Below are 12,234 nucleotides of genomic sequence, written 5' to 3'. Positions count from 1 at the left end.
CGGTGGTGCAGACGTGTGTCATCCATCTGATCCGGGGCACATTCCGCTATGCCGGCCGCCAGCACCGCGATGCTATCGCCAAGGCGATCAAACCGATCTACACCGCCCCCACCGCTGCAGCCGCGGCCGAGGCGCTGGATACGTTCGACGCCGAGTGGGGGCACCGGTACCCGGCAGCTATCCGGTTGTGGCGCAACGCATGGCAAGAATTCATACCGTTCCTCGACTACGACATCGAGGTCCGAAAGGTGATCTGCTCGACGAATGCGATCGAGTCACTCAACGCCCGCTACCGGCGCGCAGTGCGGGCTCGTGGGCATTTCCCGAACGAGCAATCGGCGTTAAAGTGCCTGTACCTGGTGACCCGGTCGCTCGACCCAACCGGCACCGGACAGAAACGATGGACAATGCGGTGGAAACCAGCACTCAACGCATTCGCCATCACCTTCGCCGACCGCATGCCGGCCAGCGAGGACAACTAACCGAAAACGCCACTTACACCGTTAATCTGATACTCCCTAAAGCCGTCCGGCGGGGATCGATCCGGAGGGCGACGCGCAAACTATTGGGGCTCTTCGAGCTTGAGGGGGCAATGCCTGGTCAGCGTGCCGGTGTGTCGTTGAGGTAAGACGCCCCTGGTCTCCGGAAATCTGGATGTTGCGAAGCATTCAGGATTTCGGTGAAGGAGTACCAGGGGCATGGCCGATGCTACGTCGTTGTTGTTGGGGTTGGAAGGAATGGAGGTCGTCGGGGTTTCTCGGCGCGCCGATGGATCTCGGATCGTTGATGTCGTGACGGCCGATCGGGCTGCGGCGAGGTGTCCGGACTGTCGGATTGCTTCGAGTTCGGTGAAGGGCCACGCGACAACCAGGCCACGCGACATCCGCTACGGAGATACGCCAATTCAGTTGCGGTGGAACAAGACACGCTACTACTGCCGCAACTCGGACTGTGAGCGTCGCTCGTTCACCGAATCGATCCCGCAGGTACCGCCACGACGACGCACCACCACCAGGCTGCGGACCCAGATCGGGCGCAGCATCGGTGAGGCAGCCCGCTCGGTAGCCGAGGTGGCCGCCGGGGCGGGCGTGTCGTGGCCGACCGCGCACGCCGCGTTCGCTGCCCACGCCGAGGAGGTCTTGACCGACCCGAAACCGGTGCTGGTGCTCGGTATTGACGAGACCCGCCGCGGCAAGCCCCGCTGGACGCGTGATGCCGCCGGCCGCTCCTGGCTACGCACCGACCCTTGGGACACCGGGTTCGTCGATCTCGGCGGCGCTCAGGGCCTACTCGGCCAGGTCGAGGGCCGCACCAGTGCAGCGGTCACCGACTGGCTCTGCGAGCAGACCTCGCAGTTCCGCCACGCGGTGACGCATGTGGTCATCGACCCGTCGGCCGCCTACGCCGCCGCAGTCACCGAAACGCTGTTGCCGAACGCGCAGGTGGTGGTCGATCACTTCCATCTGGTCAAGTTGGCCAACGACATGGTCACCGCGGTGCGTCGCCGGGTCACCTTCGATGCCCACGGCCGCCGCGGACGCAAACAGGACCCGGAATGGGCCAACCGTAGACGGCTGCTGACATCGCGGGAACGTCTGTCGGACAAATCATTTGCGAAGATGTGGAACGCCTTGATCGACAACGATCCAACCGGCCAGATCTTGGCCGCCTACATCGCCAAAGAAGAGCTCCGCACACTGCTTGCCGCCGCTCGTGACGGCGTCGATGATGCCGAGATCCGCGCCCGTCTCTACCGGTTCTACAGCTGGTGTGCCGACACCCAGATCCCCGAGGTCACCCGGTTGGCGACCACTATCGAGACCTGGTGGCCAGCGATCCTGGCGTTCCTGCATACCGGGCTGACCAACGCGCGGACCGAGGGTTACAACCGCCTGGTCAAGCAGGTCAAACGCGTTGCCTGCGGGTTCCGAAACACCGAAAACTCACGCCGCCGGATACGATTCCACTGCACCCGCGCCCAGCGGGCCAACATCCAGCAATTCCACTGCTGAGCAGTGCCCGGCTAACCTCGAAGAGCCACTATTGGACCGTCAATAGTCAGGTCCGTCGCGACTGGGGCGCGTCGGCGTCCCTGAGTGCGCAGGGGTCTCCTGGATGAGCGCCTCGACAGCCGTCGGATGCGTCCGCGCCTCTTCGGCGGTACGGAACTTCTTCCATCCCAACTGCATGCCCGGACTCCACTTGTCCCGCGGCGTCGATTTGAACAACGCGATGATGTTCTTCTGCCACTCGGCGAGGTCGTTGTACTTCTCTTCGTACCGAGTCTGGAGTTCATCCACCTTTCGCTTTAGCGCGGCGCGGGCCAGTTCGCGGCCTTCCTCGAACCCGGCCTTCTTAGCGGCTTCGGCCTCGGCGCGTAGCGGTGCGACGGCCCGGACGACTTCGACATCGACGCGCTCGTCGACAGCGGCCATCTGCCGCCGTTCGTATTCGGCCACCCGGTCGTCGGCATCGCGGCGGGCCTGCTCCTCTTCCTCGGCAAGCCTGGCTCGCAAGGCCGCTTCAGCGGCCTGCTGACGCGCTAGCGATGCCTGAGCGTCCTCTCGGGCCTTTTTGGCCTCAGCGAGCGCCTGCGCCGCGGCCTCCTGGGCGACGCCCAGCTGCACGCGGTCACGGTCGAGTTCGGCGCTCTTGGCGTTGATCTGACCCCATTCCGCCGACACCTCCTTCTCGCGCTGGTCCACAACAGCGCCCTTACGGTTCACGCGGTCCTCGTGCTCAGCGTTCTCGCGGACGGCTTCTGCCAGCTCCTCGCGGGCAGCTTCCAGCTCCTGACGATCAGAGTGCAACCGCGCCTTCTCGGCGGCGTTGCGATCGGCCAATTCACGCTCGGCCTTCTCGCGGTCGCGTCGGGCCTTGAAGACCGGCACCGGCTCGTGCCCGCGCCCGGCGTCGACCCGCTCGAACGTGGCGTCGTAGCCCTCGGCGAGCAGCACCGTGCGCATCTCGTCGTGGCGGGCGGCATAGGCCTGCTTGGACCCGCCCATGATCCTCGCGCCGACGAGTTTGAAGTCCTCCGACAACGGCACCAAGAACATGTGGATGTGCGGGTGGTCCTCGTCCCAGTGCTCGGCAACGGCGACGGTGTTGTCAGCACCGGTAACCCGCTGAACCTCTCTGACCATCGCGTGCAGCTTCTCCCGGGCGTCGGCCTTCTGCTCGGCGGTCATGTCGACGACCTTGCCGGTGTACTCGGGATCGAGCTGGAGGATGACCTCCAGGCACACCGTCGCGTCCTTGCGGACCGCGACCGGCTTGACCGTGCCGTCCTTCATCGTCTTGGTGTGCACGGCCAGCCCGACGCGCTCGTCGATCCAGTCCTCGACAGCGGCAATGGAGTCCCCTGGCCCGGCGAGCCGCAGCCCACCGGCACCGTCGGGCAGCCACACTACGTTGTCGTCGGTCCGGGCATCGTCGATCCGCTCATTGCTGTGCACATGCTCGATCCCGGCGCGCCGTTCTATAGAACGCAGCGCGTGCGCCAACATCGGACCGCTCGCCGGGCGCTTATCACGACCCTTACCGCGGGCCTTGTCCACGTCGACCCTCGCCCGGGACTCCCACCGGTAGGACGTGCTCCACCGCGACATGGGAACCGCCCTTCGGTCGGTTGCTTAACGGCCAATCCCGGCGGGGCCCTGAACGGTGGCGCGGGGCCCTGCTTCGCCGCCCACACCACCGTCCCGCCCACCAGGCTTACCCGTTAAGCATAACCCGTTAAGCATAACCCGTTAAGCATAACCCACTATGTTCATCCGCTCGCTTCGCTCGCTCCTGAACGTGGTCTCCTGCGGAGGGCAAGGCCCAGGCTACGCCTGGGAGCAATGCCGGCCAGAACACTCGCTCGCTCGTGTCCAGGCAGGCCCTGCCAGAGACGACGACGCCCCCGGAGCTAGCCTGTTCGGCGCTCCGGGGACGGTCGTCAGGGGAGGCAGTCAGCCGTGCTGACCGAAGTCGACGGCCGGGCCGCCGACAGGGACCGGGACGGCGGCCGCGGCAAGGCCCCGGACCACCTCATCGACAACGCCCTTGGCCAGCAGCGCCTCGACCAGACGCGAGACCGGCTCATCACCGCACCCAAGCACCTCCACGAGGTCCATAGCGGTCAGCTCCGGGCACCGCTGAGCAAGGGCGGCGAGATTGCGTCCCGCCTTCTGGTTGTCGGCTGCCATCGCCTTGCGCTTGGCGCTGCGGGCCGCGGCGATAGCCTTGTCGAAGTCGTCGTAGTTCGGCATGGTTCGTGCTCCTGTTCGTTGCTGTCTGCCGGACCGAGTCGCTGTGCCGGCCGTGCTGTGTTGCGGGACTGCGGTTTCAAGACGCTCGTGTGGTTCAGCAGGCGCGTTCAGCGCCCTCATCACCCCCGCCCTCGGACTCATCAGTCAGATCCCACGGCACGCTCCCAGGAGCCGCGCCGCGGATCACCGACAGGAACGGCTCGCACGCCGACGGCGCGAGCATCTGCCCGAGCCGGTCCGGCCGCCGGGCGTTCTTCCAGTCGGACTCTCTGACCACGCCCAGCCCCCAGCCCGAGAGCCATCTCAGCCGCGCCTTGACGGTCCCAGCCGCAGCGCCCAGACCGGGAACGTCGAAGCCGAGCACGCCCTGCCGGTGCCCGATCAGGATCGACAGCAGCACCGAGCGATGAGGATCAGTGATCCGCCTTCCCGCGCCGTGGGCACGGCGCAGTTCCCAATCCCGCCAGTCCGCGACGGTGCGCAGGCACCCACCCGCGTCGGCGCGGTGCTTGGCCACCTCGCGGCCCCGCAGGCAGTCGTCGATGGTCTCCCACGCCGTGGTGTCGAACGTCGCGACCTCGTGGGCAGTGCCACTCGAATCGAGCGGGTACGCAGCCCGCATGGTCGCGAAGTCCGGCTGACGCTTGCAGTCGTAGTCCATCGACAGTTCCCGGTCGTTGACCGACGCGATGAAGTCCACCCGACGGCCGTCGTCGTAGGACAGCTCCCGGAAGCTCGGGAACACCTTCACGGGGTTGGGGACACGCCGGGTCCGTGAAATCACGAGGTCGAAGAAGTGTTGGCGCTCAGCGGCGGCCTTGAGAACTTCCACCGGGGTCTTGAAACTGTTCTTGGCGAGTACCCCATCGTCGTTGAGAGCGACGTTGCCTCGGGTGGTCACATTCAGGAACGACGGCTGTCGATGCTTGACCTCCCAGAGCGAGCGGTCCCCGTCCGCGATCCGGGCGCGAGCGTCAGCGGCCATCGCGGCCAGCCCGTACAGGTCCAGACCCACGACGGTGTCGAGGTCGGCGTCGCTGATGAAACCGTCCGTCGTCACCGAGAAGAACTGCAAGCCCAACTCGTGAAGCTGGTTCGCGGCCGCCAGCAGCTCCGCCCGGACGAAGGACGTGGTCATCGCCGCGTGGTACGGCGAGGTGATGGCCGAGCCGCCGACCGCATCCATCTTCTGCTCATAGGCGTCCCAAGCGTTCTGCTGCGCGACGTCCTGCGCGGTCTTGCCATAGGTAGAGTTGGCCATCGTCTTGATCGCCAGCTCCTCCAGCGACTTCTTGCCAAACGCAGCCTTGGCCATGGCCCGGTCCTTGACCATCTGCACCACCCCAGCCCGCAGCGCGTGCGACGGCGAGCCGTCAGGCATCGAGAGCGACCGCAACTGGTAGCCGATCTGGCAATGCACCCGAGCACCCAACTTGAGCGCGAGGTAGACCTCTGGACCCATCACCTGCGCGCCCGGCCGGCCCACCGACGTGCGCACGTACAACGGCGAACCGTCGGTGAAGATCGGCAGGCAGGGGTAGACCACATCTCGCCCGAACTCGAACTCGACCCACCCCACGAAGGGAGTCATCGGGCCCGGCACATCGTCGAGCGTCAACTCGCGGTTGGTGATCACCTCGGCGATCACACCGTCCGCGTGAGCCCAGTCGACGTCGCGCACCAGCGACATCGCGGTCGGATACGCGCCCTGAAGGTCGAAGTCGAACGTCTCGGCTTCTCGGTAGCCAGGCATCGGGCACATGTTCAGGCCACCGTGATAACCGTTGGCGCAGGCATCGATCACCGCCCGGGCAGCACCGTCGACAGGGATCTTGCCGCGCTTCTCGTAGTACGAACGGTCGTCCTCGCCCGCCCTGACCTCGGGATCACGCTTGACCAACCCGCCGAATCTGAGCGAGAACACCTCATCGCTCCCAATGTTCCAGTAGCGCTGCACGGAGGCCTTGAAGGCGTTAGCCGCTCCGCCCGACAGGGTGACCGGCGGCCGCACATCGACTCCGTAGAGACGTTCGAGGTACTCATGCACCACCACCGGATCGTTGGCGCTGTAGCGCAGGAACAGGATCAAGTCGTCGCGGCGGAGCAGGTCCATGCGCTCGATGACACCGTCGGGCAGGACGACCTTGGGCTGGCCGCACGCAGCGCCCAGAGCGTCGAGCGTCTTCGACCCGGCCGGCGCGTGGCACATCGTGTCCGAGACGCTGACGCTGAACGGATACAGGTACCGGCGAGACTCGTCGGAGGCGCACACCCGGAACGGTTGCAGGGTGACCAGACCACCGGCCGCACTGGTGAGTGACTTGAGCGGGTCCGGCTGCACCCGGCGGAACACCGTCATGTCGGCCTTGCCGAAGTGGCAGCGAAGGTTCAGCGGCACCGAATGCGTGCGGTACAAGCGATTCCGGCGAGCGCGGGACCGTGCCCGCCCGTCGAGATCCTCGTCCCCGGGCCTGGCGAACCCGCGCACGTCCAGACCGTCGGCGCCCACGGAACCGGCCAGCCGGTGCCGCCACAGCCCAGCCTCGCGCCAGACCTCCCGCAGCGCCGTCGTCAGCCGCAGGCGCACCCGCGACAGCGGCAGGAACACCACCAGCACCATCGCCGACGGGTCGACCGGGTCCGGCGTCGCGAACTGGTAGCTGACGAGCACCCTGCGCCCGTCGGCAGTCTGGACGAACTCGGTGTCGAACGACACCGGAATCGCCGCCATGCCGGTTCCGGCGGCTCGAATCGTCGGCAGGTCGCCGAATGCCAGCGAGGCGCCCGCGTGGCCCCCGGAAGCAACCTCTGAGGCCCCGGCGGGGTCGGGGTCACTGTTGCTCTCCCATGGGCGCTTATGACCCCTATCGCTGACCTGCGGTTTTGCGGCACGTTTTTGGAGCAGATTTGAAATCTGCTCCAAATCCGGGGCCGATTCACCCACTCGCGGCACCCGCTTGGACAGGACCAGAAACGGGGCTCCCGAACCGCCCGCGTCGGCGTCCTGAAGCTCCCGGACCGACCAGCTGTCGACATCCAGAATGTCGACGTCCGGGCGGTCAAGAACGACGTCAGTAGCGGTACCCGCCGCGGGGACCGTCTGATCTGAGCGAGACGTAGCAATCTCGGAGGCCCCGGAGTCATTGGCTCCGGGGTTTTCGCTTGCGGTCATCAGACATCGACCGCCTCATAACCGGCAGCGAGGATCACTTGGCACGGCCGAACGGGACGGCCTGGACCGAGCCAGCCTTCTTGACAGCGCGGACCCACGCCTCGATGTCCTCGGGCGTGTACCGCACGTCGCTGGCCGACAGGCGCGTGGGGCGGGGCCCGAGACCGGCAAGACGCCAGTTGCGGACGGTTTTGGGGGAGGAGCCGATCGCTTTGGCGAACTCGGCGGTTTTCAGAAGGTACCGGTCCTTCGGGAGCGTCACTGAAGACACAAAGACTCCTGGCAGCAGGGCACAGTTGTGCCGTACTCCCAGGAGTCACACCCCGCGCTTTCGGTGCGTCATGTGCACCGCGTGTTCATCCAGGCGGGGACTTCCGCAGCTAGGCTGCCCCACCGTCGACCAGTTACCAGCTCCGCGTTGCACCGTCACCGGTACGCAGCTACGGGATGGACGCCCTGGAGCTATTCAGTGAGGCCGCGAGAACCTCTCACCAGCGGGTCTTTAGTCCGCCTGAAACAAACCCTACCTGTCCCGGCCGATCCCTGGCAACTAGAACCCCAGTTCGTGTCCGAGTCCGGAGCTACTCTCTAATCATGGCAAAGACGGTGCAGCACAAGCCCGGAGACGACTCGATCGCCGAGGTCGAGCCCAAGAAGCACGGCGACGTGTGGATGATTCGCTGGCGGTGGTGGCCTTACGACGGCAGCAAGTCGGTGCCTCACCGCCACCAGGGCAAGACCAAAGGCGAGGCCCGCGCAAAGGCCCTCGCCAAGGCGGCAGAGCTGCGAGCAGGCCTGGCCGCAACGGGGCCATGGACCAAGGCGAGCAAGCTGAGCGCCTACATCGACGGCGTCTCGCGCCCGGCGATCGAGAAATCGACCCGACTGGCCGAGTCCTCGAAGCCGGTGTACTACCGCGCCCTGGCGAACATCAGCGCCCAGGCCGGCGCAATCACGATCAACGAAGCCAGCAACCCCGACACCGCCGTCAGGATCATCGAGGGCATCGCGGCCAAGCACGGCGCCGAATCCGGGCGCACCGCCCGAAACGTGTTGAGCCGCTGGGTCTACGGGCGGATGGTCAGGAGCCGGATCATCGCGCAATCACCCTTGGTCGGGGCCGACATCGAGTACGGCGAGGTCAAGACCACCGCCAAGCCCGCCAACGACGTCGCGCTCAGCGAAGCCGACTACGACCTCCTGCTGACCCACCTCCTCGGGATCGACCCGTCGACCGAACCCCGCAAGCCACGCAGCCGCGACACATCGACGGACAAGCGGCAAGCCGTCATCGACCTGACACTGCTGCAGATGACGACAGGGATCAGGTTGGGCAGCGCCCGACAGATCGAGCCCCACGAGGTCATCGACAACCGGGACGGCGGACTGAACGTCTTCGTCCCCCGGCACAAGCTCAAAGGCGGCGAGGCCCGCAACAGACGGCCGAAGACGTTCACCGTTCTCGACGAACGCGCCGCCAAGAGGATCCGCGAGCGACGGGACGCGACGCCCCAGGGCGCCTACCTGTTCGGGTCGCCCGCCGATCCCACCGGCCTGTGGGATCGCCGCAACTGCACGCGGGCGATCGAACGCTTCTACACCGAGATGGCCGAAACGTTGGGGATAACCGAGCTAGAGCACGACGTGCGCAGCCACGGGTGGCGGACGACGCTCAACAGCATCTACTACTGGCTACCACCGCACGTGCGCGCCGACTGGTTCGGACACAGCGAATCAGTCAACGAGGCCCACTACATCGCCGAACAGATGGACCTGTCGCCGATGGTGACCGCGGCGCGAGAGCGCCGCGCACGCCGCGACGAGACCGACGGTGCACACACCGTTACTGACGACGTCGAGAGCGAGGAAGGCATTGGAGAGTAGATACTCTCTTATCTACTCTCTAATGCCGGGACAAAGCGGGTATCCAGCGGGACGCCGCGGGACAGGCTGTGCAGCCAAAAGGACGGCTTTACCTGCGTAAATGATGGTTCAACCAGGGGCCCATCAAGAAAGCGGATCAAATTCAGCGGGTTCGGGGTTCGAGTCCCTGATGGCGCACAACACGACCCCCGCCACCTGCACAGGCAGGTGGCGGGGGTTTTTCGTTCTCACCGGTCGATACCGCCGGAGTCGATCCACCGGACGACTCGGGCATTTAGAAGATCTCGTACACTTGGGACATCCACGCGGAGCCCGGGAGAGATCCCTGTGGCCGTGTGCTGTCGGATCGACAGAATCAGTCGGGTGCAGAGGTGGGAGACATATGCGGATCGGTGGTGGCCGGCGTATCGGAGCGATGCTTGCCGTCGGCATGTTGGCGCTCGTCGCGCTGCTGTCGTCGTGCTCGGCGAAGCCGACCTACTCCGAGAACGTGCAGAGTTCGAGCCTTTTCGGCGATCTGCTGATGCCGGGCATGGAGATCACCGAGTGGGCCAACCGGCCGCTGCCCGATCAGGCGGTGGGCATTCAGCCGGGTGCGCCGATCACCGTGCGGTCCACCGAGGGATCGCTGACCGGAGTCCGCATCGGAAAGGCCGATGGCACCACCGTCGCCGGTGCGCTCAACGACGACGGCACCACCTGGACGAGCACCGAGCCCCTCGGATATGGCCGCACCTACACGCTGCAGGCCGACGCGAAGGGAATCGGCGGCGCCAGCACCAAGCGGGTGTCGTTCACCACCCGGTCGCCGAACAATCTCGCCCAGGCCTACCTGACCCCGAGCAACGGTGAGACCGTCGGCGTCGGGCAGCCGGTGGCGGTCAAGTTCGACGAGCCGATCCCCAACCGCACGGCGGCGCAGCAGGCCATCAGCGTCACGGCCAACCCGCCCACCGAGGGCGCCTTCTACTGGATCAGCGATACCGAGGTCCGCTGGCGCCCCAAGGAGTACTGGAAGCCGGGCACCAAGGTGTCGGTGGCCGTCAACACCTACGGAATCGATCTCGGGAACGGGCTCTTCGGCCAGGAGAACGTCAAGTCGAACTTCACCGTCGGTCGGTCGATGATCATCACCGCTGACGACCGCACCAAGCAGGTCACTTTCGAGCGCGACGGCACGGTGATCCGCACCATGCCCACCTCGATGGGTAAGGACGCGACACCAACCGATAACGGCGTGTATCTCGTCTCCGACAAGCACGACAACATCATCATGGACTCGTCCACCTATGGCGTGCCGGTCGGTTCGGCCGACGGCTACCGCACTCCGGTCGACTACGCGACACGAATGTCCTACAGCGGCATCTTCTTCCACTCCGCGCCATGGTCGGTGTGGGCACAAGGCAACACCAACACCAGCCACGGGTGCCTGAATCTGAGTCCGGAGAACGCGCTGTGGGTCATGCAGACCACGCTGCGTGGTGATCCGGTGGTGGTCAAGAACACCGTCGGGGGCACTCTCTCGGGGACCGACGGGCTCGGTGACTGGAACGTCCCCTGGGCGGTGTGGTCGAAGGGCAACGCCTGACACCGCCGAGGCGGCGATGCCCACGCTGCCGCCGCCGGGATCATGTCACCGGCCACTGTTACGATCGCCAGTGATTCAGATCTCCACGACGATCAAGGTGTGTGATTCATGGCCGAGCGACCTTCCTGGGAAACCGACGAACTGACGGCCCTGCGTGATCTCGCCCGCAGTTTCTGCGAGAAGGAGATCGCGCCCAACACCGAGAAGTTCATCGCGCAGCACCACGTCGACCGTGACCTGTGGACCAAGGCCGGCGACCTCGGGCTGCTGTGCATGTCGATCCCGGAGGAGTACGGGGGCGGGGGCGGTACCTTCGCGCACGAGGCGGTACTGATCGAGGAGCAGGCGCGTATCGCCGATTCGTCGTGGGGCGCCAGCCTGCACAACGGGATCATCGCCCACTACCTGCTCGCCTACGGGTCGGAGGAGCAGAAGAACACCTGGCTGCCCAAGATGGCCTCGGGTGAGGTGGTCGGCGCCATCGCCATGACCGAACCGGGCACGGGTTCGGATCTGCAAAGCGTCAAGACCAAGGCGATCCGCGAGGGTGACGAGTACGTGATCGACGGCTCGAAAACCTTCATCACCAACGGCGGCCAGGCCGATCTCATCATCGTCGTGGCGAAGACCGATGTCAGCGAAGGCGCCAAGGGCATCTCGCTGGTGCTCGTCGAAGCCGACCGCCCGGGATTCCGTCGTGGACGGGTGCTCGACAAGGTCGGTCAGCGCGGTCAGGACACCTCGGAACTGTTCTTCGACGGTGTGCGGGTACCCGTGACGAACCTCCTCGGCGCCGAGGAGGGGCAGGGCTTCATCCAGCTCATGCAGCAACTCCCGCAGGAACGGCTGATCATCGCGGTGGCCTCGGTGGCGGGGATGGAGACCGCACTGGCGCAGACGATCGCTTACACCAAGGAGCGCGAAGCCTTCGGCCGGCCGATCTTCGCGTTCCAGAACACCAAATTCAAACTCGCCGAGGCCGCCACCGAAACCCGCATCGCGCGGGTCTTCGTCGACGACTGCCTCACCAAACACCTCAAAGGCGAACTCGACATCCCGACGGTGGCCATGGCCAAGTGGTGGACCAGCGACCGCGCGATGGTCGTCGCCGACGAGTGCCTGCAACTCTTCGGCGGGTACGGCTACATGAACGAGTATCCGATCGCGCGGATGTGGGCGGACAACCGCGTGCAGAAGATCTACGCCGGGACCAACGAGATCATGAAGGAGATCATTGCCCGTTCCCTGTGAGGGTTCGGTACATTCCTTGTGATCGTGCCGACGGGCATGGAGATCACCGAGGAGCAGATCGTGGGTAGCCGCAGACTGGGCAG

At 65.7% G+C, this 12,234-nt stretch carries 9 protein-coding genes; 5 read left to right on the top strand and 4 right to left on the bottom strand.

What is annotated here, in order from left to right; genetic code table 11:
• Together ACWDTD_RS13250 and ACWDTD_RS13245 are read left to right on the top strand one after the other, a co-directional pair.
• The coding region (locus tag ACWDTD_RS13250; RefSeq protein WP_449747554.1) for a transposase at positions 1–482 on the top strand (482 nt) is incomplete at its 5' end.
• A 216-nt stretch (positions 483–698) separates the two neighbouring features.
• Positions 699–2,012 carry an ISL3 family transposase gene (locus ACWDTD_RS13245; protein ID WP_449747553.1) on the top strand — a complete coding sequence of 438 codons (1,314 nt, stop codon included), beginning with the start codon at positions 699–701 and terminating at the stop codon, positions 2,010–2,012.
• 39 nt (positions 2,013–2,051) lie between these two features.
• On the opposite strand, the gene ACWDTD_RS13240 is transcribed toward ACWDTD_RS13245, so the two are convergent.
• The 4 genes from ACWDTD_RS13240 to ACWDTD_RS13225 all read right to left on the bottom strand — a co-directional run bounded on the left by ACWDTD_RS13240 (position 2,052) and on the right by ACWDTD_RS13225 (position 7,699).
• On the bottom strand, positions 2,052–3,560 hold the full coding sequence (locus ACWDTD_RS13240; protein ID WP_449747552.1) for a plasmid recombination protein: 1,509 nt from the start codon (positions 3,558–3,560) through the stop codon (positions 2,052–2,054).
• Between the two features lie 396 nt (positions 3,561–3,956).
• Positions 3,957–4,256: a hypothetical protein gene (locus tag ACWDTD_RS13235; RefSeq protein WP_449747551.1), complete on the bottom strand. Its 300-nt coding sequence runs from the start codon at positions 4,254–4,256 to the stop codon at positions 3,957–3,959.
• 94 nt (positions 4,257–4,350) lie between these two features.
• On the bottom strand, positions 4,351–7,428 hold the full coding sequence (locus ACWDTD_RS13230) for a hypothetical protein (RefSeq protein ID WP_449747550.1): 3,078 nt from the start codon (positions 7,426–7,428) through the stop codon (positions 4,351–4,353).
• 34 nt (positions 7,429–7,462) lie between these two features.
• Entirely contained in the window at positions 7,463–7,699 is a 237-nt protein-coding gene (locus ACWDTD_RS13225) for a helix-turn-helix transcriptional regulator (protein ID WP_449747549.1), read from the bottom strand.
• A gap of 323 nt (positions 7,700–8,022) precedes the next feature.
• On the opposite strand from ACWDTD_RS13225, the gene ACWDTD_RS13220 reads away from it, so the two are divergent.
• The 3 genes from ACWDTD_RS13220 (at position 8,023) to ACWDTD_RS13210 (ending at position 12,151) form a co-directional block, all read left to right on the top strand.
• A complete protein-coding gene (locus ACWDTD_RS13220) occupies positions 8,023–9,312 on the top strand; it encodes a hypothetical protein (RefSeq protein WP_449747548.1) in 1,290 nt (429 codons plus the stop codon).
• A gap of 382 nt (positions 9,313–9,694) precedes the next feature.
• A complete protein-coding gene (locus ACWDTD_RS13215) occupies positions 9,695–10,900 on the top strand; it encodes a L,D-transpeptidase (RefSeq protein WP_449747547.1) in 1,206 nt (401 codons plus the stop codon).
• A 108-nt stretch (positions 10,901–11,008) separates the two neighbouring features.
• Complete coding sequence (locus tag ACWDTD_RS13210; RefSeq protein ID WP_449747546.1) at positions 11,009–12,151, top strand: acyl-CoA dehydrogenase family protein; 1,143 nt, start codon at positions 11,009–11,011, stop codon at positions 12,149–12,151.
• Positions 12,152–12,234: the final 83 nt, after the last annotated feature.

This window comes from Gordonia sp. NPDC003425, from assembly GCF_053588635.1.
This window is presented reverse-complemented; position numbering and strand designations above follow the sequence as displayed.

What these genes read in the sequence shown, in the direction of transcription:
- ACWDTD_RS13220 (WP_449747548.1), top strand. Translation starts at nt 8,023, where the DNA reads ATGGCAAAGACGGTGCAGCACAAGCCCGGAGACGACTCGATCGCCGAG.
- ACWDTD_RS13235 (WP_449747551.1), bottom strand. Translation starts at nt 4,256, where the DNA reads ATGCCGAACTACGACGACTTCGACAAGGCTATCGCCGCGGCCCGCAGC.
- ACWDTD_RS13230 (WP_449747550.1), bottom strand. Translation starts at nt 7,428, where the DNA reads ATGACCGCAAGCGAAAACCCCGGAGCCAATGACTCCGGGGCCTCCGAG.
- ACWDTD_RS13245 (WP_449747553.1), top strand. Translation starts at nt 699, where the DNA reads ATGGCCGATGCTACGTCGTTGTTGTTGGGGTTGGAAGGAATGGAGGTC.
- ACWDTD_RS13215 (WP_449747547.1), top strand. Translation starts at nt 9,695, where the DNA reads ATGCGGATCGGTGGTGGCCGGCGTATCGGAGCGATGCTTGCCGTCGGC.
- ACWDTD_RS13210 (WP_449747546.1), top strand. Translation starts at nt 11,009, where the DNA reads ATGGCCGAGCGACCTTCCTGGGAAACCGACGAACTGACGGCCCTGCGT.